23 protein-coding genes and 1 pseudogene are annotated in these 23,798 nt (G+C 44.3%); 17 read left to right on the forward strand and 7 right to left on the reverse strand.

All coding sequences use genetic code 11. The features are described 5' to 3' along the window. Positions 1 to 48: 48 nt before the first annotated feature. From KXD37_RS16660 to KXD37_RS16680, 5 genes and pseudogenes are all read left to right on the forward strand, one after another. A pseudogene (locus KXD37_RS16660) lies at positions 49 to 664 on the forward strand (non-oxidative hydroxyarylic acid decarboxylases subunit B). Positions 665 to 666: 2 nt separating this feature from the next. Continuing rightward, positions 667 to 2,088: a phenolic acid decarboxylase BsdC gene (gene bsdC, locus KXD37_RS16665; protein ID WP_127695992.1), complete on the forward strand. Its 1,422-nt coding sequence runs from the start codon at positions 667 to 669 to the stop codon at positions 2,086 to 2,088. A 17-nt stretch (positions 2,089 to 2,105) separates the two neighbouring features. Further along, positions 2,106 to 2,333: a phenolic acid decarboxylase subunit BsdD gene (gene bsdD, locus KXD37_RS16670; protein WP_044161900.1), complete on the forward strand. Its 228-nt coding sequence runs from the start codon at positions 2,106 to 2,108 to the stop codon at positions 2,331 to 2,333. Continuing rightward, positions 2,330 to 2,794: a pyridoxamine 5'-phosphate oxidase family protein gene (locus KXD37_RS16675; protein ID WP_101863979.1), complete on the forward strand. Its 465-nt coding sequence runs from the start codon at positions 2,330 to 2,332 to the stop codon at positions 2,792 to 2,794. The genes bsdD and KXD37_RS16675 overlap by 4 nt, the downstream gene beginning before the upstream one ends. Positions 2,795 to 2,869: 75 nt before the next feature. Continuing rightward, positions 2,870 to 3,715, forward strand: a complete 846-nt coding sequence (locus tag KXD37_RS16680) for an alpha/beta fold hydrolase (RefSeq protein WP_263463664.1) — start codon at positions 2,870 to 2,872, stop codon at positions 3,713 to 3,715. Between the two features lie 35 nt (positions 3,716 to 3,750). Here the strand turns inward: KXD37_RS16680 and KXD37_RS16685 are convergent, their stop codons facing one another. Continuing rightward, positions 3,751 to 5,229 carry a peptide MFS transporter gene (locus tag KXD37_RS16685; RefSeq protein ID WP_044161897.1) on the reverse strand — a complete coding sequence of 493 codons (1,479 nt, stop codon included), beginning with the start codon at positions 5,227 to 5,229 and terminating at the stop codon, positions 3,751 to 3,753. Positions 5,230 to 5,508: 279 nt separating this feature from the next. Between KXD37_RS16685 and KXD37_RS16690 the strand changes: the two genes are divergently transcribed. Then, positions 5,509 to 7,263, forward strand: a complete 1,755-nt coding sequence (locus tag KXD37_RS16690) for a right-handed parallel beta-helix repeat-containing protein (RefSeq protein WP_106021031.1) — start codon at positions 5,509 to 5,511, stop codon at positions 7,261 to 7,263. A gap of 16 nt (positions 7,264 to 7,279) precedes the next feature. Here the strand turns inward: KXD37_RS16690 and KXD37_RS16695 are convergent, their stop codons facing one another. Next, the gene (locus KXD37_RS16695) at positions 7,280 to 7,501 is read right to left on the reverse strand and encodes a hypothetical protein (protein ID WP_024120204.1); all 222 of its coding nucleotides are present in this window, start codon (positions 7,499 to 7,501) and stop codon (positions 7,280 to 7,282) included. A gap of 126 nt (positions 7,502 to 7,627) precedes the next feature. Here KXD37_RS16695 and gerKA point away from each other — a divergent pair, with 126 nt between their 5' ends. From gerKA to KXD37_RS16710, 3 genes are read left to right on the forward strand one after another with little or no spacing between them, the layout of a single operon-like run. Beyond that, on the forward strand, positions 7,628 to 9,256 hold the full coding sequence (gerKA, locus tag KXD37_RS16700; RefSeq protein ID WP_106021029.1) for a spore germination protein GerKA: 1,629 nt from the start codon (positions 7,628 to 7,630) through the stop codon (positions 9,254 to 9,256). Beyond that, positions 9,246 to 10,469 carry a Ger(x)C family spore germination protein gene (locus KXD37_RS16705; RefSeq protein WP_106022283.1) on the forward strand — a complete coding sequence of 408 codons (1,224 nt, stop codon included), beginning with the start codon at positions 9,246 to 9,248 and terminating at the stop codon, positions 10,467 to 10,469. The genes gerKA and KXD37_RS16705 overlap by 11 nt, the downstream gene beginning before the upstream one ends. 22 nt (positions 10,470 to 10,491) lie before the next feature. Continuing rightward, entirely contained in the window at positions 10,492 to 11,616 is a 1,125-nt protein-coding gene (locus KXD37_RS16710; RefSeq protein ID WP_101863982.1) for a spore germination protein, read from the forward strand. Positions 11,617 to 11,718: 102 nt separating this feature from the next. Here KXD37_RS16710 and KXD37_RS16715 read toward each other — a convergent pair whose 3' ends face one another. Together KXD37_RS16715 and KXD37_RS16720 are read right to left on the reverse strand one after the other, a co-directional pair. Beyond that, positions 11,719 to 12,399, reverse strand: a complete 681-nt coding sequence (locus KXD37_RS16715; RefSeq protein WP_263463665.1) for an ABC transporter ATP-binding protein — start codon at positions 12,397 to 12,399, stop codon at positions 11,719 to 11,721. Positions 12,400 to 12,414: 15 nt separating this feature from the next. Next, positions 12,415 to 13,869 carry an ABC transporter permease gene (locus tag KXD37_RS16720; protein ID WP_106022285.1) on the reverse strand — a complete coding sequence of 485 codons (1,455 nt, stop codon included), beginning with the start codon at positions 13,867 to 13,869 and terminating at the stop codon, positions 12,415 to 12,417. Positions 13,870 to 14,081: 212 nt separating this feature from the next. On the opposite strand from KXD37_RS16720, the gene KXD37_RS16725 reads away from it, so the two are divergent. The 4 genes from KXD37_RS16725 to KXD37_RS16740 all read left to right on the forward strand — a co-directional run bounded on the left by KXD37_RS16725 (position 14,082) and on the right by KXD37_RS16740 (position 17,599). Continuing rightward, positions 14,082 to 14,765, forward strand: a complete 684-nt coding sequence (locus KXD37_RS16725) for a response regulator transcription factor (RefSeq protein WP_188323527.1) — start codon at positions 14,082 to 14,084, stop codon at positions 14,763 to 14,765. After that, the gene (locus tag KXD37_RS16730; RefSeq protein ID WP_101860980.1) at positions 14,752 to 16,176 is read left to right on the forward strand and encodes a sensor histidine kinase; all 1,425 of its coding nucleotides are present in this window, start codon (positions 14,752 to 14,754) and stop codon (positions 16,174 to 16,176) included. Before KXD37_RS16725 ends, KXD37_RS16730 begins: the two co-directional genes overlap by 14 nt. Positions 16,177 to 16,344: 168 nt before the next feature. Continuing rightward, the gene (gene rapC / locus KXD37_RS16735) at positions 16,345 to 17,493 is read left to right on the forward strand and encodes a response regulator aspartate phosphatase RapC (RefSeq protein WP_024120212.1); all 1,149 of its coding nucleotides are present in this window, start codon (positions 16,345 to 16,347) and stop codon (positions 17,491 to 17,493) included. Then, entirely contained in the window at positions 17,477 to 17,599 is a 123-nt protein-coding gene (locus KXD37_RS16740; protein WP_024120213.1) for a PhrC/PhrF family phosphatase-inhibitory pheromone, read from the forward strand. The genes rapC and KXD37_RS16740 overlap by 17 nt, the downstream gene beginning before the upstream one ends. Positions 17,600 to 17,703: 104 nt before the next feature. Here KXD37_RS16740 and KXD37_RS16745 read toward each other — a convergent pair whose 3' ends face one another. From KXD37_RS16745 to KXD37_RS16755, 3 genes are all read right to left on the reverse strand, one after another. After that, a complete protein-coding gene (locus KXD37_RS16745) occupies positions 17,704 to 17,796 on the reverse strand; it encodes a YjcZ family sporulation protein (RefSeq protein WP_024120214.1) in 93 nt (30 codons plus the stop codon). A 146-nt stretch (positions 17,797 to 17,942) separates the two neighbouring features. Further along, positions 17,943 to 18,053 (reverse strand): YjcZ family sporulation protein, encoded by a 111-nt coding sequence (locus tag KXD37_RS16750; protein WP_106021023.1) that lies wholly within the window; start codon positions 18,051 to 18,053, stop codon positions 17,943 to 17,945. A 152-nt stretch (positions 18,054 to 18,205) separates the two neighbouring features. Continuing rightward, the gene (locus KXD37_RS16755) at positions 18,206 to 19,570 is read right to left on the reverse strand and encodes an aspartate kinase (protein ID WP_095714086.1); all 1,365 of its coding nucleotides are present in this window, start codon (positions 19,568 to 19,570) and stop codon (positions 18,206 to 18,208) included. Between the two features lie 385 nt (positions 19,571 to 19,955). Between KXD37_RS16755 and yclN the strand changes: the two genes are divergently transcribed. From yclN to KXD37_RS16775, 4 genes are read left to right on the forward strand one after another with little or no spacing between them, the layout of a single operon-like run. Further along, positions 19,956 to 20,906, forward strand: a complete 951-nt coding sequence (yclN, locus tag KXD37_RS16760) for a petrobactin ABC transporter permease YclN (protein ID WP_106021021.1) — start codon at positions 19,956 to 19,958, stop codon at positions 20,904 to 20,906. After that, the gene (gene yclO, locus KXD37_RS16765) at positions 20,899 to 21,846 is read left to right on the forward strand and encodes a petrobactin ABC transporter permease YclO (protein WP_024120217.1); all 948 of its coding nucleotides are present in this window, start codon (positions 20,899 to 20,901) and stop codon (positions 21,844 to 21,846) included. Before yclN ends, yclO begins: the two co-directional genes overlap by 8 nt. Next, entirely contained in the window at positions 21,840 to 22,598 is a 759-nt protein-coding gene (gene yclP, locus KXD37_RS16770) for a petrobactin ABC transporter ATP-binding protein YclP (protein ID WP_106021019.1), read from the forward strand. Before yclO ends, yclP begins: the two co-directional genes overlap by 7 nt. A 21-nt stretch (positions 22,599 to 22,619) precedes the next feature. Further along, positions 22,620 to 23,573, forward strand: a complete 954-nt coding sequence (locus tag KXD37_RS16775; protein ID WP_127695980.1) for a siderophore ABC transporter substrate-binding protein — start codon at positions 22,620 to 22,622, stop codon at positions 23,571 to 23,573. Positions 23,574 to 23,798: the final 225 nt, after the last annotated feature.

Genomic DNA, 23,798 nt, shown 5'->3' on the forward strand with positions numbered 1-23,798 from the left:
AGATTTAACGAATATTTTTCATATGGATATATCAGGAGTATGATTGAAATGAAGACAGAATTCAAGCGTAAAGGAGGGGCGAAATTTGAAACTCGTTGTCGGAATGACAGGGGCAACAGGGGCTATCTTCGGTGTCAGGCTATTAGAATGGCTGAAGGCGGCGGAAGTGGAAACCCATCTCGTTGTGTCTCCTTGGGCTAACGTTACCATCAAACATGAAACAGGCTACACGTTAAAAGAAGTTGAAAAGCTGGCCACATACACATACTCGCACAAGGACCAGGCGGCGGCCATCTCCAGCGGCTCGTTTGATACCGATGGCATGATTGTGGCGCCGTGCAGTATGAAATCGCTTGCGAGCATCCGCACCGGGATGGCGGATAATCTGCTGACTCGCTCGGCGGATGTCATGCTGAAAGAGCGGAAAAAGCTCGTTCTCTTAACAAGAGAGACACCTTTGAACCAGATTCATCTCGAAAATATGCTTGCACTCACAAAAATGGGGACGATTATTCTTCCGCCGATGCCGGCGTTTTATAATCAGCCGAGCAGCTTAGAAGAAATGGTCGACCATATTGTATTCAGAACGTTGGACCAATTCGGCCTGCGCCTTTCTGAGGCAAAGCGCTGGAATGGAATTGAAAAACAAAAAGGAGGAGCTTGATGATGGCTTATCAAGATTTCAGAGAATTTCTCGCTGCCCTTGAAAAAGAGGGACAATTGTTAACGGTGAATGAAGAGGTAAAGCCTGAGCCTGATCTGGGAGCAGCTGCACGGGCAGCCAGCAACCTCGGCGATAAAAGCCCTGCACTGCTATTTAACAATATTTACGGCTACAACAATGCGCAAATCGCGATGAATGTCATCGGCTCTTGGCCGAACCACGCAATGATGCTCGGACTGCCGAAAGATACACCGGTGAAAGAGCAGTTTTTTGAATTCGCGAAGCGATATGAACAGTTTCCGATGGAGGTCAAACGCGAAGAAACAGCGCCATTTCATGAAAATGAAATCACAGAGGACATCAATCTGTTCGATATCCTGCCTCTTTTCAGGATTAACCAAGGAGACGGCGGTTACTATTTAGACAAAGCATGCGTCATCTCTCGTGATCTTGAGGACCCTGAAAACTTCGGCAAACAGAATGTCGGCATATACAGAATGCAGGTAAAGGGAAAAGACCGCCTTGGCATACAGCCTGTGCCGCAGCACGATATTGCGATCCATCTGCGCCAAGCGGAAGAACGCGGCATTAATCTTCCGGTCACGATTGCGCTCGGATGTGAACCGGTCATTACAACTGCGGCATCCACTCCGCTTCTCTATGACCAATCCGAATACGAAATGGCGGGAGCAATCCAAGGAGAACCGTACCGCATCGTAAAATCAAAGCTGTCTGACCTTGATATTCCATGGGGAGCAGAAGTTGTGCTCGAGGGAGAAATCATTGCCGGAGAACGTGAATATGAAGGGCCATTCGGTGAATTTACAGGGCACTATTCCGGCGGACGCAGCATGCCGATTATCAAAATTAACCGCGTGTATCACAGAAACAACCCGATTTTTGAACATTTATACTTAGGCATGCCGTGGACAGAATGTGATTACATGATCGGCATTAATACTTGTGTGCCGCTGTATCAGCAGCTAAAAGAAGCGTATCCGAATGAAATTGTGGCTGTGAACGCCATGTACACACACGGTTTAATCGCGATTGTATCAACAAAAAACCGCTACGGCGGATTTGCGAAAGCGGTCGGCATGCGCGCGCTCACAACCCCGCACGGACTAGGCTACTGCAAAATGGTTATCGTTGTCGACGAGGATGTCGATCCATTCAATCTGCCGCAGGTCATGTGGGCGCTCTCTACAAAAATGCACCCGAAACACGATGCGGTCATTATTCCGGATTTATCAGTCCTGCCGCTTGACCCGGGATCAAATCCATCAGGAATCACGCACAAAATGATTCTTGATGCCACAACACCTGTTGCGCCGGAAACAAGAGGCCATTATTCACAGCCGCTTGATTCTCCATTAACAACAAAAGAATGGGAACAAAAACTAATGGACTTGATGAATAAATAAGGAAAGGATGATTCGACATGCATACATGTCCTCGATGCGATTCAAAAAAAGGAGAAGTCATGAGCAAATCGCCTGTAGAAGGAGCATGGGAAGTCTATCAATGCCAAACATGTTTTTTTACATGGAGATCATGTGAACCGGAAAGTATTACAAATCCGGAAAAATATAATCCGGCCTTTAAAATCGATCCAAAAGAAACAGAAACAGCGGTTGAAGTTCCCGCTGTTCCGGAACGAAAGGCCTGATTGGCGTGAACCAACTATCAGACCGTCTCTTTGAGCTGCTTGACGGGGAACGTCTGAAAGAAAAGCAGCATGAAGCCTTCGTTCTGCAAACGGTATCGGAGGACGGCTGGCCGCATGCCGCTATGATCAGCGCCGGAGAAATCATCGCCCTGAATCGGACGGATATCCGGATCGCCCTGTGGAAAAACACAGAGACCGCGGGAAATATCCTTCGAACGGGACAAGCCCAGCTTACTGCATGGTGGAAAGGAGCCGCTCATTACGTAAAACTGCAATGTGAGCCGCTCCCGCCGCTGAACGATGCGGTTTATGACAGGGAACGCTTTGCCTGCCGTATCGCTTCAGCTAAGGAGGATGTTGCAAAGTACGCTGATATAACTTCCGGTGTCAGGATACAGCTTCACAATGCTGAAGAGGTGCTGAACAGATGGGAAGCAACGCTTGAGGAATTAAAACGATAAATGAAAGAGCCTGACGCCATGCGTCAGGCTTTTATTAGTATAATGAACCATATAAAGACAAAGGGGGCGTGAGGAATGGGCACAAAGGGGATCTGTTATTCAGACGGTTTTGATTTATCTTATTGTATTGAAGGAGAGGGCGCGCCGATTCTCGTGATCGGCAGTGCGGTTTACTACCCGCGTCTATTTCATCAGGATATCAAACAGAAATATATATGGATATTTGCCGATCACAGGGGTTTTGCCAAGCCGGCGCGGGCGCTGCGGCCGGAAGATCAAAGCCTGGATGCAGTTTTGGACGATATTGAAGCGATAAGACGCTATCTTCAGCTTAAGGATTTTATCATCATGGGACATTCGGGGCATGCGTTTATGGCATTAGAATACGCCAGAAAGTACCCTGAGCATGTGCGAAAGGCCGTGCTCCTCAATTCAGCGCCTGATAACAGTCAAAAGAGACAGCGAGACAGTGAAGCGTTTTTTAGGGAAACAGCCAGCCCTGAGAGAAAGAAACGTTTCGAAAAAGATATTGCAAGTTTAGCAGGTGACATAGAAAAAGATCCTGAAAGGCGTTTCGTGCACATGTGCATTCGCGCTGAAGCGAAAAGCTTTTATAAAGAGAGGCCGAATGCGGCAGCTTTATGGGAAGGTGTTGACACCAATATGCCGATCATAGATGAATTATGGGGACATACATTCGCGCAGATGAACCTCATACAGCGGTTAGCAGACGTTCAGGTTCCTGTCTATATCGGTTTAGGCAGATATGACTATTTGGTTGCTCCTGTATCATTGTGGGATGCCATTGACGGTATATATCCGCATGTGAAGAAGGTCATCTTTGAAAAGAGCGGGCACCAGCCGATGCTGGAGGAACCGCAGACCTTCGGGCAAAGCTTAATGGAATGGATAGAAAAATAAAAATCCCGCAGAGCTGATCTGCGGGATTTTCTTTATTATAAGATACCTTTCATCGCACGTTTGATGATCGGTGAGATCAGCAGCAGAATGCCGCCGAGTATGATAGAAATCAAGCCGATGGTACCGAAGTACGTTGTTTCAGGTATTTTATCAAACAACCCGGCTACTTGGGCATTGATCGCTTGGGCTGCTGCGTTAGTCAGAAACCACATACTCATTGTCTGTGCAGAGAATGCAGCTGGCGCCAGTTTTGTTGTCACGGATAAACCGACTGGTGACAGGCACAGCTCTCCAAGCACGACAAGCAGGAAGCTGAGAACGAGCCACAGCGGGCTTACGAGTGCTTCTTTCCCTTGCATAGCCGGGAATACCATAATGATAAATGACAATCCGGCTAAAATAATTCCGATTGAGAATTTAACTGGTGTAGATGGCTGGCGTTTGCCAAGCTTCATCCAAAGCCATGCGAAAATTGGCGCAAAAATGACGATAAACAAGGGGTTTAATGATTGGAACCAAGATGACTGAAGTTCTATTCCGCCCAATGAAAGTCTTATGCGTTCATCAGCGTATACCGCAAGAATGGTCGCTCCTTGTTCCTGAATGGCCCAGAACATGACAGCACCGATAAACAAAGGAACGTAAGCGGCAAGACGAGATTTTTCTGTTTTGTCCGCTTTTTTGCTTGTAAACATGATGATGAAATAAATAACAGGAATCAAAATACCGAGAATACTTACAAGGTCGATGAAACGGTTGATCGTCAGCACGCCTGTTTGTACAGAGATCATCACTGCGATCGCCACAATGATAACACCGATTCCGGTGCCAATTGCAGATTTTTTAGACAGCGGATTCGGCACATTTGAACCTGCAGGTCCGAGGTTTTTCTTTCTTGTCAAAGCAAATACGATAAGTCCAAGAAGCATTCCGACCGCGGCAGCTCCGAAGCCGAGATGATAGTTGTACTTCTGTCCGAGTGTTCCGACAATTAACGGCGCGAGTAAACCGCCGAGGTTAATCCCCATGTAGAAAATACTGAAACCTGAGTCGCGGCGCGGGTCTTCTTTCGTGTAAAGATCTCCAACGACGCTCGAAACGTTTGGTTTTAATAAGCCTGTTCCGATAATGATAAGCACCATGCTGATATAGAATGCTATCGCGCTGCCCGGATAGGCGAGTGCAATGTGGCCGAACATAATAAATATGCCGCCGTAAAACACGGTGTTTGCGGTACCGAATACCCGATCAGCGAGCCATCCGCCAATAATAGTGGACATGTATACGAGTGATCCGTAAATCGACATAATGGCAACCGCAGTGCCTTTGTCAAAGCCAAGCCCTCCGTTTACCGTCTCTGTATACAAATAGTAAAGCAAGATTGCTCTCATTCCATAGTAAGAGAAACGCTCCCAAAATTCGGTGAAAAATAGTGTAAATAGTCCTCGCGGGTGACCAAAGAACCCTTTTTGCGGGACGCTTTTAATGATACTTTCGTTATCAATCGAAGCCATGTCAGCCAAACCCTTTCTTAAAAAAGTGTATTATAAAAATCATATTCTTATATAATACTTGTGTCAATATAAATTATACTCATTTCAAGAAGTTCCAGAATGGAAAAACTATAAAGGTAGAAAGTAGTGAGTTTTTCCTGTTTCTTATGTTTCGTTTTGTTACATTTTCTAACGATAGTATTTCTTTATACTTTTTTAATAAAATTTTAGAGAAATGTACAAGCAGATCGGGCTGCCGCGAATATCATGGTAACAATCATGCGGGAGGAGGTTGGATCATTGGCTGAATTCATCTTGAATGCAGCAGATTTCGGTATTTCAGGGGACGGAAAAACGGATTCGACAGAACTGATTAATCAATGCCTCAGCGCGGCTGTTTCAAAGGGGTACCATACAGTCTGGTTCCCGAAAGGAACATATTTAATTGACGGGACGCTTGGAGGGGATGCGAACCAGGTGTTTCGCAACGCTGGGATTATTGTTCCCGGCAATCTTAATATCGTCATGGACCCTGAGTGTATCATCAAAGTCATTCCGAACAGCTCCTGGGGGTATTCTGCATTTTATGTAGGCAAGCAAGAGAATATAACCATTTCCGGTGGACAAATTATCGGCGAGCGCGACGAGCATACGTATGCGTCCGCGGGGATAAGGTCAACCCATGAATGGGGCTTCGGCATTTGTATTGAAGGGTGTTCGAATGTTGTTATTGATGATGTCAACATTTCTGATTTTACTGGAGATGGGATCATTATCAGTCCGCGGGGCTTAAAGACAAATAACGATTATCGAACATCAGAGCACATTACCATCCGCCGCTGTAAGGTTCGGCGATCGAGGAGAAATAACATTTCGATTACCGGATGTGACACAGTCACGGTGGAGGGCTGCGTGATTGAAGATGCCGGAACGGGAAATGGAACAGCGCCGAAATTCGGAATTGACATTGAAGGATATGGTGAAGGAAATATTGATTATGAGGAACCGCTCAATGTCTCGATTCGAAATAACTATTTTAATGGAAACGTTTCAAGTTCTGTGACTAATTTTAACGGGTACGGCATTTCAATAGAAGGAAACCACTCAGACAATACGATCAGCTATGGGTACGGCACTCAAACGGTCATTAAGGGGAATATTCTCAGAAGGGCGGAAGACGCGGCTGCGGCGCCTAGAGTCGGGATTACCGGATTGGGTGTTTCACAAGGAAAAGAAAGCAGTGATGCAGTGATCGCCGGCAACCTCATTACCGGATTTTCAACCGGAATTGATGTCAGAGGAAAGAGCGTTCTTGTCACGAACAACAAAATCAGCAATTTTGAAAACACAGGGATATTGGTTTATCAGTCTTCCGACGTAAAGGTAGACGGCAACCAGATTCAAAACGGGCTGTCTGAAACAAGGCGCAGTACCGGCCTTCGAGCGGTGCTGTCTGATAATACCGCATTTCTGAATAACTGTCTTATTCAAGTCATCGACGGGGTGAACATTTCAGGAGGCGATATGATCATTAAAGACAATGTGCTGAGAAAATTCAGCCGCGGCATTTGGATCGCTCAAGGAAGCGCGTTGATCGAAGGAAATACGCTTAACCCCGACGCGTTTGAAGCGGCCCTTGAATCGTATGCCGTTTCTGTCACAAACAATGCTGGCGCAATCATTAAAAACAATACATTTAAGAACTTTAAAAATTACCCGATTTACTGTACGACAAGTGCAAAAACCTCTATTATCGGAAACCACTTTGAAAGATCTCCTCTTTTAGTGACCATCTATATCAGCACCGGCGTTCATGACATTTTTGATAACACCCTTTCAGTCAATAGAACAGCCGGCAGACCGATTGTGATTTATCTCAACGGCTCCTCAGGCTCTATCATTTCAGGAAACACCATCAATAATCTCTCCGCAAGCACGGCGGTGGCCATTCAAACGGACACCTCAACCAATTCCACCATCATCGGAAATCGAATCATCAAAGGAACCATCACCAACAACAGCGGAGATAAGGTAAACGGCAATATGATCGTCTGAACAAAAGCGCCTCGCTCTAGGGGCTTTTTTTGTTCGATTTATAGATCACGAATATCTCTCTCACCAATAGCAAAACAAAAAATAAAAGCATCATCCATTCCGCAAACGATGTCATCTTGAAGCTGGACATATTATTATAAATGGCTTTTCCCAAACTGAATCCTTGAAGCATGTCCATGAAAACTGAAATCACCAACAAACAAATTAATAAAACAGCCGTTATGCCTAATATTTTCATCCTTCATCACCCTCCGCTTTTAGTGTCTATCTTTATGAGAGAGTTATACCCGCTCGCCAGTCACATGCATAATCTTAAGGCTGACAGGAAGAATATGAGAAAACGATAAGGAAAGGTATTTTGTGTATGCCGTCATTTTTTAAGCAAAAGAAAAATACCGAAACGAAAGACAGCCAGAAACAAGAAGATAAGAATCAGCAGAAGAAAGAAGAAGGGCCGATTCTGGCTTCTTCAAGTTTGGCGAAAAATGTGGCGGACATGAAGAAGAAAGTCGGAAGCAGCTCTGATGTCATTATTCGGGAAGTGAAAGCAGGGGAACAGGATGAAGTTCACCTGGCCATTATTTATATCGCGGGTTTGGTCGATAATAACACGATACATGAATCGTTAATCGAGCCTTTGATTCAGGATCAAACCATCCAAAATGCCCATGCGCTAAAGCAGATCCTTGAAAAAACGCTTCCGCTGGGCGGAGTAAAAGCTGAAAAGAGCTGGGACAAGCTGTTCACTGAATTGATGCTTGGAAATGCGCTGGTTTTTGCGGACGGTTCTGATGAGGCGCTTATCTGCAGCACCCAGGGGGGAGAGCACCGTTCCATACAAGAGCCGAGCACCCAGGTGTCATTCCGGGGCCCGCGCCAAGGGTTTACAGAGTCTTTGCAAACCAATATTTCCATGATTCGGCGATACATTAAAAATCCCAATGTATGGGTCGAAAAAATGAAAATCGGTTCTGTGACAAATACGGATATCGCGCTGATGTACATTCACGGCATTTGTGATGAAAAGGTGCTGAAGGAAGTGAGGCAGCGCCTGAAAAAAATAGACATTGACAGTATTTTAGAATCCGGATACATCGAGCAGCTGATCGAAGACGAAACGTTTACGACGTTTCCGACCATGTATCACACGGAACGCCCTGACGTCGTCGCAGGAAATCTATTAGAAGGAAGATTTGCAATCGTTGTGGACGGAACACCGTTTGTTCTGATTGCCCCAGCCTTATTTATTCAATTTTTTCAGTCGGTTGAAGATTATTATTCACGCTTTGACATTGCGACAAGTATACGGATTCTGCGGATATTTATCTTTTTTATTTCACTTGTCGCACCGGCTGTTTATGTGGCAGCCACGACGTTTCATCAGGAAATGATTCCGACACAGCTGTTAATCGTCATTGCTGCCCAGCGGGAAATCGTTCCTTTTCCGGCCGTTGTTGAAGCCATCACAATGGAGGTTGCTTTTGAGATTCTCAGGGAAGCTGGGGTCAGACTGCCGAGGGTTGTAGGATCGGCTGTTTCCATTGTAGGCGCGCTTGTTATCGGCCAAGCTGCTGTTCAGGCTGGTATCGTGTCTCCGGCTATGGTCATCATCGTTGCCATAACGGCCATTGCCAGCTTCGCAACGCCGGCGTTTGCCATGGCGATATCTGCCCGCCTCATTCGGTTTATGTTTATCATTGCTTCTGCCGTAATGGGTTTTTACGGGCTGGTTTTAGGGATTATTATGATGTTTGTTCATTTATGCAGTCTGCGTTCCTTTGGTGTTCCTTATATGTCGCCGCTTGCGCCTTTTTCTTCACAAGGCGTGAAGGACACGCTGTTCCGTGTTCCTTGGTGGGCCGACCAGAAAAGGCCTGAATCCATCAGCAAAAAAGATAAGGTCCGTCAGGGGAAAGACCAGCGTCCTCAGCCGGATGGTTCACGCGGGATGGTGAACAAAGAGTTGAGAGAAGGAGATCAGAATGATACGTAAACGTGTACTAGCCGTTATCATGCTTTTGAGCATCATTGTGCTGCCCGGCTGCTGGGATAAGCGTGAGCTGACAGATCTTGCGATTATTTCGGCAATCGGCATTGATCGGACAAATGAAGGGAATTACGTACTGCACTTTCAGATCATTAATCCCGGAAACGTCGCCGGAGGGCTTCAGGGCGGCGGTGCGGGAGACAGGCCGCCTGTATCCGTCTATTCCATAGTAGGCGACAACATGACGGAAGCGCTCAGAAAAGCCTCTATGAAAGTATCCCGGCGGCTTTATTTTGCCCATACCAACCTGGTCGTGATCAGTGAAAAGCTGGCGAGAGAGGAAGGTTTGAATTTTGTGTTAGATAACCTTGACCGCGATACGGAATTCAGGACCACGGCAACGATTGTCATCGCCCATAAAACGAAAGCCGAAAATATCGTCAAAACGCTTACGCCGATTGATAAAATACCATCCAATAAAGTCAATAAAACACTCGACTTCACGCAAGCGCAATATGGGCGGGTGATTAAAACCAATATCCAAGATGTCTTGAAAACACTTGCCCTCACCACAGAAGCGCCGGTGATCCCCGGATACAGGATGATCGGGGATGATAAAAAAGGAGTCAGCCTGGAAAACACACAGGCGACTGACCCGCAAGCCATTCTTCAGGCGGACGGTTTGGCGGTATTCGATAAAAGAGGCCATTTAAAATATTGGATTGAAGATAAGGACAAAGCTGGGGTTGTCTGGCTTAAGAATCAAATCCAGCATACGTTTATTAATGCCGATTGGAAGAAGACAAAAGATGCGGTAAGCTTACAGGTCACGCATCAGACAACAAAGCTTAACCCGGAAATACGAAACGGCCGTCCCCGCATACATGTTCACGTGACGGTTGAAGGCATAATAGACGCAGTAAAGTATCCATTTCATTTGTCTGACCCAAAGGTGTTAGCCGATATCGAAAAAGCACTCAATAAACAGCTGGAAAAGGAAATCAGCCATGCAGTTGAAAAGATAAAGGAACATAAAATCGACTTTATCGGATTCGGAGACACGATATACAGGAAGTATCCGAAGCAGTGGAAAAAAATGAGGGATACATGGGACAAAGAATATTTGCCTGATCTGCCTGTCGATGTAAAGGCGGAGACGTATATCAGAAGAACGGGGCTGCGAAATAATCCGCTCAGAAACCAGCTTAATCATAAATAGGTCAAGAAAGGAGTAGTGACAGATGGAAAAAGCCAAAATCAGCATTAGGCAGCTGTTTGTCATGATGATCATTTTTGAGCTGGGCAGCTCCTTATTGATTACACCAGGAACGATGGCGGGCCGGGATGCCTGGATAGCAGTGCTATTAGGCTGTGCAGTTGGTTTATTTCTTTTTTACTTGTATCAGGGGATCTATCAATGCTATCCGGAGTTCTCCCCGAAAGAATACATGGATGATATGCTCGGCAAAAAGCTGAGCTGGTTCTTTTCGTTTCTTTATATCTTGTATTTTGCATATATTGCCGCCCGGGTGCTGCGTGATTTCGGAGAAATGCTGCTGACGTTTGCTTACCATGATACTCCGATTATCATCGTGAATGCTTTACTAATGGTGGTCAGCATATATGCCGTCAGAAAAGGAATTGAAGTGCTGGCGCGGGCGGGTGAGCTTCTCTTCGGGGCAATGTATCTATTGGGTGCGCTCGGTCTCGTGCTGATCATTGTATCGGGTTCCATAGATCTGAAAAATTTAAAACCGGTTTTAGCAGACGGGATTTTCCCTGTTATTCATTCTGTTTTTACACAAACCATGTACGTTCCGTTCGGTGAAATTGTTTTATTTGTAATGATTTTCCCTAATCTCAATGATCGCAAGAATGTCAAAAAAGTGGGGATGCTCGCTATGGTCATCAGCGGATTGGTTGTGGCGCTTACCGTAGCGATTAATATCAGTGTGCTTGATGTTGATCTGACATTGCGATCGCAGTTTCCGCTTTTAAGCACGATTCAGACAATCAAAGTGGAAGAATTTCTGGATCGGCTTGATATCTTTTTTATGCTGGCACTGATTATCGGCGGCTTCTTCAAAGTCAGCCTCTATCTGTATGCGGTGGTGGTGGGTGCGTCCACTCTTTTTAAGGAAAAAAATCCTTCACAGTTGGCATATCCAATGGGACTGGGCATACTCATCCTCTCTATCGCAATTGCCACCAACTTTTCAGAGCATTTAAATGAAGGGCTGAAAGTAGTGCCGCTGTACATTCATTTGCCTTTCCAAGTGCTGTTTCCATTATTTCTGTTTATCCTCGCTGTTTGGAAAAAGAAGAGAAGAGAGAAATCAAAGCAGGCTGAAAAACAGAAACAATAAAAAGAGCGGGGGGATGCAGCCGCCGCTCTTTTTACGTTCACTTCTATATAAAAGGGGGATATAGGTTGCGCCCCTGTCTGCACTGGCAGAGGCGCGTTTTTGTTATACGACTGCGGCGTTTTCCGTCACAGTAAAGCTTCCTCGTGAAAGTCTGATGGTAATGTCAGATACTCTTGCAATTTGTTCATCATGCGTCACCATGATGATGCATTTATTTTCTTTGTGCGCCAAATCCTGAAAGAGCCGCACAATTTCTTTCGACGTATCCTCGTCAAGGTTTCCGGTCGGTTCATCGGCTACGATCAAGTCCGTGTCACAGCAAAACGCTCTTGTAATGGAAACACGCTGCTGCTGTCCGCCGCTTAATGTCAGCACCTTTTGCCGGGCTTGTTTTCCATTGATGCCGACCTTCTCCAGCATCTCCAAAGCATATGCTTCTTTATTCTTTTCCTTTGAACCTGTGATTTCCATGGCGGTTGTCACATTTTGAAGAGCTGTCATATATGGAAGCAGGTTGTACGCCTGAAAGACAATTGATACGTATTTATTTCTGAAATTCGTCAATCCGATTTTAGAAACAGCTTTTCCGCCATAAAGGATATGTCCTTCTTTAGGTGCGTCAAGTCCGCCTGCCAGAGACAGGAAGGTCGTTTTTCCTGTCCCTGAGGTGCCGACGATTGTATAAAATTTACCTTTTTCAAAGCTGATATTAATATCCTGAAACAAGGGCTGGCTTTTGTCTTTATACCAGTAGCCGACTTGTTGAAATTCTAATAAGCTCATTCGTTTCGCCTCTTTCTATTCCTGTTTTGTCAATATCGTTTTCGGGTGGAGCCGCAGTACTGAAATAGACGGCAGCAGCGTTGCAATGACAGCGATTAACATTCCGATTCCGCCGAGAACAAGCATATCGTTCATCGAAACTGCCACATTCAGTGAATCAATGACGTCCGCGTTTGAAGAGCTTTGGCCGAACATTCCGTGGCCCATGCCGCCCCCGCCGCCGGGCATTTGGGCGCTTGCAGTTTGTGTTGAATCAGTTGATGAACTGATCTGCTGGGATAAGAGCTGATTGCCGAGCTGGTTGGCGACCAGATTTCCAGTCACTGATGCAATGCCGATGGCCACAACTGCCACGATCAGAATCTCAGTTAAGAACTGGCCAATCAGCTTCCACCGTTTTTCACCGATAGCCATTAACACACCCATCTCATATTTGCGCTCTCTGATTGACATCATGACAATGAGGCCAAGAATGACAGCGCCTGCCACTGATACAAGGTACACAACGTTTTTAGAGAAAGAAGCTACATTTTCGATCGGGCCGACCATTTGCTGGTAAAGCTGATCGTTTGTATTTAAAGTAAACGTATCAAAGTCGATTGACGTTTTCTTCGCTGCTGTAACGAATGCATCAATATGTTCAGCATCGTCCATATCATAAACAGCTGAATCAATCGTGTTTTTATAATCGTCACCTTTCAGAGCCGCTGTTGCTGTGTAAGGTGTGTAAAGCTTATTGTAAGGATTTAAGAATGAGAAATTCTGGGCTTGGTCATCGCCTGAAGACGTTGTTTTATAAATACCGACAATCTTCAGTTTGACTGTTGTATCTTCGTCTGTTGCTGATTCTATTGTGATGGAATCCCCAACGATTACATCATTTTCTTCTGCTAATGTTTCATTGATCACTGTGACGTTTTTGCCGACATCAGATTTTGTAATCGCGCGCCCGTCTGTGATTTTTGAATCTCCGTCTGAGAATTCCTCTAACAGCGACGTGCTGATAACACCTTCAATCGAAAGATCGGCTTGAACCATTTGTTTTCCGCCTTGCATTGGAGCGCCTTTTGTATCGCTTGAGCTTGAGTCTGTGCTCGAATCACTAGAGCTTGAGCTTTCAATCGCATCGAAGTTTCCGGCGTTGGCTGAAGCTGACGTAATGAAGTTGTAGCTCTTCACATGATCAAGCGCTGTCAGCTTATTGGCATCAGACACTTTTATCGGTGTAGATTCGAAGCTGCGTTTTTCACCGCTGTCCTGCTGCTTCTCCATTTGTTTTTGGCGGTCAACTTGAAGCGTAACGCTTCCGCCCAGCTCCTGTCTGGCAAGGTCGCTGGATTTTTGAGCTGCTGACTGGATCGTGAGGCCAGACAGAACAAATATACAAATCACTGTAAACACAAATAACTGCAAAAACGTTTTTCCTTTTTTGGCCTTCATGTTCCAAAAAGCCCGTTTGATAAAATTCATTTATGTTCCTCCGTATAGGTATTTTTATAGATAAGACCGCCTGTGAGGCAGGCCCGCTTGTTGATAAATTTATAGTAGTCCAAAGGTATGAAAAAAATATGAACAATCTATTTCTAGTTGATGAAATAAAAACTAACAATTGTGAAACCCAAAATTCTCTGTATAAAATGGTGCTATTATATAGAAAAGCATCAAAACAATCGGAGGATCCAATGAAAATTTTAATGATAGAAGATAACGTAAGTGTTTGTACGATGACAGAGATGTTCTTTTTTAAAGAAGGTTTTGAAGCTGAATTTGTTCATGACGGTTTAGAGGGGTATCAGCGCTTTGCTGAAGAGAATTGGGATTTGGTGATTCTGGATATTATGCTTCCGTCTATGGACGGCGTAACCATCTGCAGAAAAATAAGAGAGACAAGCACGGTTCCGATTATCATGCTGACTGCCAGAGACACCGAATCAGATCAGGTGATCGGCTTTGAGATGGGTGCGGACGATTATGTGACGAAGCCATTCAGCCCGCTGACATTGGTTGCCCGCATCAAAGCCGTGAACAGAAGATATCAGGCGACGGGCAAGGCGGCAGCGGAAGAAGATACGATTGAATCGGAATGCTTTAAAATTAATAAAAAGACGAGAGAGGTATTTTTAAATGGGGAGCCTGTTGTAAACCTCACGCCTAAGGAGTTTGACCTGCTTTATTACCTTGTGCAGAACCCGCGGCAGGTGTTTTCCAGAGAGCAGCTGCTTGAGCAGGTATGGGGCTATCAGTTCTACGGAGACGAACGGACTGTCGATGTTCATATTAAACGGCTGCGGAAAAAGCTTGCAAGTGAGGACAGGCCTTTCCTATATACTGTATGGGGAGTAGGGTATAAATTTGATGAGGATTAAATATTTATATCAGCTGCTGCTGAGCCATGTCAGCATATTAATTTTAGCATTTGTTATCATTATTTCTCTTTTTTCTCACTTTGTGAAAGAGTTTGCCTACCAAAATAAAGTAGAGGAACTGACGTCATATGCGGTGCAGATTGCAAGCGAATTTCAAACCGGCCAGGTTGATATGCGCCGGCTGTACCCATATCAGGATATATTACGCACAAGAAAGACACAGTTTATCATCTTTAATGAAGCACAGCAGCCTTATTTTCACCCTGAAGACTTTCACCCACGGGAAAAGCTGAAGAAAGCGGAGTGGGAGAAGCTGAAAAAAGGGCAGGTGGTCATGAACAGAGCGGATGGCCGTTTTAACGATGAGGTTTCCCTTGTTGCACAGCCGATTTTTGTTAACAATGAATTTAAAGGCGCGGTACTGCTGATTTCTCCAATCAGCGGCGTAGAGCAAATGATTAACCAGGTCAACCTCTATATGTTTTACGCGATAATCAGCACGCTTGTCATTACCATTCTCGTCAGCTGGCTGCTTTCCAAATTCCATGTGAAACGAATTCAAAAGCTGAGAGAAGCAACGGATAAAGTAGCTTCCGGCGACTATGACATCCACTTGGAAAACGGCTACCGGGATGAAATCGGGGTGCTGGCGTCTGACTTTAATATCATGGCGAAAAAATTAAAGCAGTCGAGGGATGAAATCGACCGGCTTGAGAAGCGGAGAAGGCAGTTTATTGCCGATGTATCCCATGAATTAAGAACGCCGCTGACAACCATTAACGGTTTGGTTGAAGGGCTGGACAGCAATACGATTCCAGAGGAGAATAAAGAAAAATGCTTCTCGCTCATCAGTGAGGAAACGAAGCGAATGCTGCGTCTCGTAAAAGAAAATCTCGATTACGAAAAAATCAGATCACAGCAAATCACCCTGAACAAGCTTGACGTTCCGCTGATTGAAGTATTCGAAATCATGAAAGAGCACCTTGAACAGCAGGCGGAAGAAAAGCAAAATAAGCTGATGATTCAGGTGGAGGACAGCGTGATCGTTCATGCCGACTATGACCGGTTAATTCAAATCCTCGTGAACATTACAAAAAACAGCATCCAATTTACGCAGCAAGGTGACATTTGGCTGCGGGGAACAGAAGGATATAAAGAGACCATTATCGAAATTGAAGATACGGGAATCGGCATTTCAAAAGAGGATATCGAGCATATTTGGGAGCGGTTCTACAAAGCTGATATTTCAAGAACGAACACGGCGTACGGAGAATACGGCCTCGGCCTCTCCATCGTCAAGCAGCTTGTTGAAATGCATCAAGGTACAATAGACATTAAGAGTGAACAAGGGAAAGGCACAACATTCATTATCCGCCTTCCTTTACCTGCAAAACAGCAATCAATCATGTAAGGCGGCGGCATATCGTCAGATGCTGCCGCCTTCTTTCTAACATCGCTTCGGTATTGCTTTTTTTATTGCGTGCTCCCGAAATAAAGATTGCGTGTTTTTCGGGTTAGGACAGTCTGTAAACATGATAAAATATGACATAAACAGTTTTTGATGGGAGAGGGTGAAGGAATGAAGAGCGGGGTAATTCCTTCTTCAGCGGTCGGTCAAAAAATTAACGAGTGGTACAAATATATCCGGACCTTCAGCGTGCCGGATGCCGAGGTGCTAAAAGCTGAAATCCAGCAGGAACTGAAACACATGCAGCATGATTCCAACTTGCTGTTATATTACTCACTAATGGAATTTCGCCACCAGCTTATGCTTGATTATCTCGAGCCGCTGGAGAAATTAAATATCGAAGACCAGCCAAGCCTGTCTGAATTATCACGAAATATAGACAGCAACCAAGCTGATCTGAAAGGGCTTCTCGATTATTATGTGAATTTTTTCCGCGGAATGTATGAGTTTGATAAGCGGGAATTTATTTCTGCCATTACATATTACAAACAGGCGGAGAAAAAACTTTCTTTTGTTTCCGATCATATTGAACGGGCTGAATTTTATTTTAAAATTGCGGAAGCTTATTATTATATGAAGCAAACGTACTTTTCATTGATTCATATCAAAAATGCATATGAAATTTATGTAGAGCAGGAAACCTATAATGTTCGGATTATCCAATGCCATTTTGTGTTCGGGGTTAACCTTATGGATGAGAGAAATTTTGAACAAGCCGCACGGCATTTCAAATTGGCGCTGGAGATGGCGGAAGCGGAACAAAAAGCCCAATTGGTCGGAAGAGCATTTTATAATTTAGGGCTGTGTTATTACAATCAAGACCTCCTCGACCCTGCCATTGAACATTTTGAGAAAGCGGTTTCCACTTTTGAAAACAGCAGAATCACCAATTCTCTGCCTCAAGCATATTTTTTAATAACACTTATTTATTATAAACGCGGAAAACATGAGAAGGCCTCGGAATATCACAAGAGGGGCTATGAATATGCTAAAGAAACAGACGATGCAGATTACGCGGTAAAATTTGAGTTTTTACAATCCCTATATCAGGCACAGCCCAATACAGAAGGAATCGAACGATGTTTCCGATATTTAAAAAATAAAAATATGTATGCTGATATAGAGGATTTAGGCCTAGAAGTAGCAAAATATTACTATGAACAAAAATGGTTTGAACTGTCTGCTTCCTACTTTCTTAGAGTTGAAGAGGCAAGAAAACAAATACAAAGGAGTGAAGGTTTGTATGAAATTGAAATCTAAGTTATTTGTTATTTGTTTGGCTGCAGCAGCTGTTTTTACAGCGGTTGGCGTCTCTGAACATGCTGAAGCATCCGACTTTCATGTCACAGAAAGAGGAATGACGTAAGAACCAGGCCCCTTCTCAATAAGAGAAGGGGTTTTCTTTTAAAGAAACAGCAACGCAGGATATGGACCTTACGGCGCCGCCTGATTCATGGAGATTCCTTTTTCTTAGTAGCCTCCGTTAAAAAACGCAGTTCCCACGATAATTAAGAGGATAAATAACACAACAATCAAAGCAAAAGAGTTTCCGTAACCAGACATCTGTGCCACCTCCTTGTGAGATTACTTTATGATATGCTGCATAAACGCGGCGGACAGGGCTTTCAGGATATAGATTGAAAAATAAAGAAAACAACTAAAAAACGCCGCATGACAATGATATTGTCTTACGGCGCTGTACTGCAGACTTAGAAGCCTCTTGTAAATGCAGTACCTACGATAATCAATAGAATAAACAATACAACGATCAAAGCGAAAGAACCGATGCCGTAACCGCCGCCATTAGAATATCCTGACATAAGGCTTTCACCTCCCTATGATGGATACTACAAAATGTGCGGACATGGCCGGATTGATAGGGATAATAGTGGACAAGGCAAAGAATGAACAATTCGGCTATCAAGGCGGACAATATAAAAAGCGGGCCCTGCCGCCCGCTTTTATGTATAGATTAAGAGACCAGCACACCCGCGAAAAACTCCCGGTATAATGCTTGGACGGCTTTTCTTTCTTCGGCTTCCTTTACGCCGAACATCATGCTCACTTCAGAAGATCCTTGGTTAATCATTTCGATATTTACTTTCGCCTCTGATAAGGCTTTGGCCGCTCTTGCCGTTGTGCCGACATTATGGCGCATTGCTTCTCCTACAACCATAATCAGCGCCAGATTGTGCTCGACAATGACTTCATCGGCATGAAGGTTCTCTTTAATCTGCTTCATTACGCTTCGTTCGGCCGAAGCATCCATTTGGCCCTGTCTTAAGATGATCGTCATGTCATCAATTCCCGATGGAACATGCTCATACGTCAAACCGTGTTCTTCTAGGATTTGAAGGGCTCTGCGGCCAAACCCGATTTCTCTGTTCATTAAATACTTGCTGATATAAATGCTGCAAAAGCCGGTATCGCTGGCAATGCCGACGACAGGGCCGTTAGTGTTATCGCGTTTGCTGACGACGCGTGTTCCGTTCGCCGACGGGTTGTTCGTATTTTTGATCTGTACGGGAATGCCCGCTCTGAAGGCCGGAATGAGCGCTTCATCATGAAACACTGAAAAGCCTGCGTACGACAGCTCGCGCATCTCTCTGTATGTCAGCTCGTGGATTTCCTTCGGGTTCTCAACAATGGAAGGATTAACAGAGTACACGGCATCTACATCAGTAAAGTTTTCGTACAGATCGGCCTGAAGACCGTTGGCCAAAATGGAGCCTGTAATATCAGAACCGCTCCGTGAGAATGTCATCACATCGCCATCCTTGCTGAACCCGAAAAAGCCGGGGAATATGATGAGGCCTTCACGCTCTCTCAGCTGAAAGAGATTTTGATACGATTCAGGCAGCACCTGCGCGTTGCCGGGTTCGTTTGTTACAAAAAGGCCGGCATCCTTCGGGTTCACATATTCCGCTTTCACGCCTTTGTGGCGGAAATAAGCGGCAATCAGCTTAGCGTTGTTATCCTCACCGCTTGCTTTGACTGCGTCCAAATATTGTACGGGATTGCTTTTATCTCCTTCTAAAAGCGTAAACAAATCATCACGGATTTTTTCTATAATACACGGCTCAAGCTGAAGCTCATTTGCGATCAGAGCATACCGTTCAATGACCGCTTCCGCCAGTTCAGGGGCGCTGCCGGATGATAAATACTGTTCAGCACATGCGATTAAGAGATCAGTCACTTTCGTATCCTCTGAATAGCGTTTGCCCGGAGCCGAAACCACTACAGCTTTGCGTGCGGGATCTGAGGTTACGATTTGAAACACCTTTTCAAGCTGTGCGCCTGAAGCGAGTGAGCTGCCTCCGAATTTAACGACCTTCATGTTTACATCTCCTAATGTTTAAAATTTTCACACAAATTTAGTATTTATTATCCCTCTTTCAGTTCTGTAAATCAAGGAGAAATTTCTTTGTGGAATGAACATTTGTATTTATAGAGAGGAATTGTGTCAGGTCTGATGACGAACCTGAAGCATAGTGAAGATAAATATGGTAAACAGACTAACGATTTGTGATGGGAAATGGTTTGAATGATTAGTAAAATTGAATAGATAACGAAGTTAATATTTTTAAAGAATATTGACTAACACTAGAAAAATGGTAATATGTAAATGATAATGATAATCAATTAATATATGGCCATATCGTTTTGAGTCCTTGCGGAGTAGGAGATACGTTCTTTTTGCTGTGAGGATGTAAGGAGGCAGCATGAAGCTACGTTACTTATTTTTTCTACTTATCATATTAGCAGTCACTTCTGTATTTATCGGCGTAGAAGATCTGTCGCCGCTTGATCTCTTTGATTTAAGCAAAGAAGAGGCGTCAACGCTCTTTGCCAGCCGTTTGCCGCGGCTGATCAGCATTCTAATCGCGGGCATGAGCATGAGCATCTGCGGGCTGATTATGCAGCAGATCACCAGAAACAAATTCGTGTCACCGACAACGGCCGGCACGATGGACTGGGCGAGGCTGGGAATCTTAATATCCTTGCTTCTGTTTTCATCGGCAAGTCCTTTAATGAAAATGCTGATTGCTTTTGTCTTTGCTTTAGTCGGCAATTTTCTGTTTATGAAAATTCTTGAAAGAATCAAGTTTAACGACACCATCTTTATTCCGCTAGTCGGTTTAATGCTCGGGAATATCGTCAGCTCAATCGCGACGTTTATCGCGTATAAATATGACCTGATCCAGAACGTGTCATCATGGCTTCAGGGGGATTTCTCCTTAGTTGTGAAAGGGAGATACGAGCTTCTCTATCTGAGTATTCCGCTTGTCATCATTGCCTATGTTTATGCGGATAAATTTACAGTGGCGGGTATGGGAGAAAGCTTTTCTGTCAACCTCGGCCTCAAGTATAAACGGGTTGTGAACATCGGGCTCATTATCGTATCCCTGATTACATCACTTGTCATTTTGACTGTCGGTATGCTTCCGTTTCTCGGTTTAATCATCCCGAACATTGTATCAATTTACAGAGGAGACAACCTGAAAAACAGCCTGCCGCACACTGCGCTGCTGGGAGCGGTTTTTGTTCTGTTTTGCGATATATTGGGCAGAGTCATTATCTTCCCATATGAAATCTCGATTGGTCTGATGGTCGGAATCATCGGCAGCGGCATTTTCCTGTTTATGCTGTTAAGGAGAAAAGCGTATGCGTAACCAGATGAAAATTGCGTTGCTCGTTGGTATAGCCGTTGTATGTATCGGTTTGTTTCTGTTTTATGACTTAGGCAATTGGGATTACACACTGCCGAGAAGAATCAAAAAAGTCGCTGCCATTATGCTGACAGGCGGAGCGATTGCGTTTTCGACGATGATCTTCCAAACCATCTCGAATAACCGCATCCTGACGCCCAGCATTTTAGGCCTTGATTCTCTCTATATGCTGATTCAGACCGTCATCATCTTTTTGTTCGGTTCTATGAATATCGTAATCATGAATAAAAACATCAACTTCATCATCTCTGTTTTGCTGATGGTGCTGTTTTCTTTTGTTCTCTATCAGATCATGTTCAAAGGTGAGGGGAAAAATATCTTCTTCCTTCTGCTCATCGGAATCGTGTTCGGCACGCTGTTCAGCAGCCTGTCTTCCTTTATGCAGATGCTGATTGATCCGAATGAGTTTCAGGTTGTGCAGGACAAAATGTTTGCCAGCTTTAACAACATCAACACTGATTTGTTATGGCTCGCCTTCATCATCTTCCTGCTGACCGGTATCTATGTCTGGCGTTTCACGAAATTTTTTGACGTGCTGTCACTCGGCCGTGAACACGCCGTCAATTTGGGCATTAACTACGACAAAGTTGTCAAACAGATGCTGATCGTGATCGCGATCCTTGTTTCTGTTTCTACAGCGCTTGTCGGCCCGATTATGTTCTTGGGGCTTCTCGTCGTCAACCTGGCGAGAGAATTTCTGAAAACATATAAGCATTCATACTTAATCGCAGGTTCTGTTTTAATCAGCATTATTGCGTTAGTCGGGGGACAGTTTGTGGTTGAGAAAGTATTCACCTTCTCAACGACGCTGAGCGTTATTATTAATTTTGCCGGCGGGATTTATTTTATCTACTTGCTGTTAAAGGAGAATAAATCATGGTAGAGGTCAAAAATGTAAGCAAACAATATGGAGGGAAAGTTGTCCTTGAAGAGACGTCAGTCACGATTCAAAAAGGCAAAATCACCTCGTTTATCGGTCCTAACGGCGCCGGCAAAAGTACGCTGCTGTCTATTATGAGCCGCCTGATCAAAAAGGATTCCGGTGAGATTTTCATAGACGGAGAAGAGATCGGAACCTGCGACAGCAAAGAGCTTGCCAAAAAAATGAGTATTTTAAAGCAGGCGAACCAAATCAATATCAGACTGACCATCAAAGACCTTGTCAGCTTCGGCAGATTCCCCTATTCACAGGGCCGGCTGACAGAGGAAGACTGGGTTCATATCAACCAGGCGCTCAGTTATATGAAGCTGGAGGAGATTCAGGATAAGTACTTGGATCAGCTGAGCGGGGGACAGTGCCAAAGGGCTTTTATCGCAATGGTCATTGCCCAGGACACGGATTACATTTTTCTGGATGAGCCGCTGAACAACCTGGATATGAAACATTCAGTTGAAATTATGAAGCTTCTGAAGAGGCTGGTAGAGGAGCTTGGAAAAACAATCGTGATCGTAATTCACGATATCAACTTTGCTTCCGTCTACTCCGATCATATCGTTGCTTTGAAAAACGGCCGAATCGTAAAAGAGGGGCCGCCGAAGGAGATGATTGAAACCTCTGTGCTCGAAGAAATCTACGATATGACCATCCCGATTCAGACGATTGATAACCAAAGAATAGGTGTTTATTTTTCTTAATATACAGAAGAGGTGAAGAGCATGAAAAAGTTTGCAATTCTATTCATCGCATTGGTGACGGCTGTTGTCATTTCCGCTTGCGGAAACCAAAGCTCAAGCAGCAAAGGTTCTGACACGAAGAAAGAACAAATGACGGTGAAACACCAGCTGGACAAAAACGGCACAAAAGTGACAAAGAACCCTAAAAAAGTCGTTGTATTTGATTTAGGAAGCTTAGATACATTAGATAAATTAGGTCTTGATGATAAAGTAGCGGGCCTGCCGAAACAAGCCCTTCCTAAATATCTGTCCAAATTCAAAGATGACAAATATGCTGATGTCGGAAGCTTAAAAGAGCCAGACTTTGAAAAAGTAGCGGATTTAGACCCTGACCTGATCATTATCTCTGGCAGACAATCTGAGTCCTACAAAGAATTCTCTAATATTGCACCGACCATTTACCTTGGCGTAGATACAGCGAACTACATGGAATCATTTAAATCAGATGCACAAACAATCGGTAAAATCTTTGATAAAGAAGATGAAGTAAAAGACGAGCTCGCAACAATTGATAACTCAATTGCGGATCTTAAGAAAACAGCTGAAAAGAAAAACAAAAACGGCCTTGTGATGATGGCGAACGACGGAAAAATCAGCGCGTTCGGATCTAAATCAAGATACGGCCTGATCCATGACGTATTCGGGGTGACACCGGCTGATAAAAATATTAAAGCGTCTACTCACGGACAAAGCGTTTCATATGAGTACATTTCAAAAACAAACCCTGATTACCTGTTTGTTATTGACCGCGGTACAGCAATCGGAGAAACATCATCTACAAAACAAGTCGTTGAAAATGACTATGTGAAAAACGTAAACGCCGTGAAAAATAATCATGTCGTTTACCTTGATTCAGCTACTTGGTACTTATCAGGAGGCGGACTTGAGTCAATGACGCAAATGATTAAAGAAGTGAAAGACGGGTTAGAGAAGTAAAACCAAAAAGAGCCTCCGCTCTCAAGGGACTGACCCCATAAGATGAGACAAATAAAAAACACCTTCAAGTTTGAAAACGGATAGTTGTTATCCGAAATAAGACTTGGAGGTGTTTTTTGTATGGGAACAAGAATGAGTTATCCGATTGAAGTCAAACAGAAGGCTGTAGAAATGAGATTGGCAGGCGTGCCTATGAAAGAGATCATGCAGGAATTGAATATCAGG

This window comes from Bacillus sp. XT-2 (assembly GCF_025696525.1).
Taxonomy (GTDB): domain Bacteria; phylum Bacillota; class Bacilli; order Bacillales; family Bacillaceae; genus Bacillus; species Bacillus halotolerans.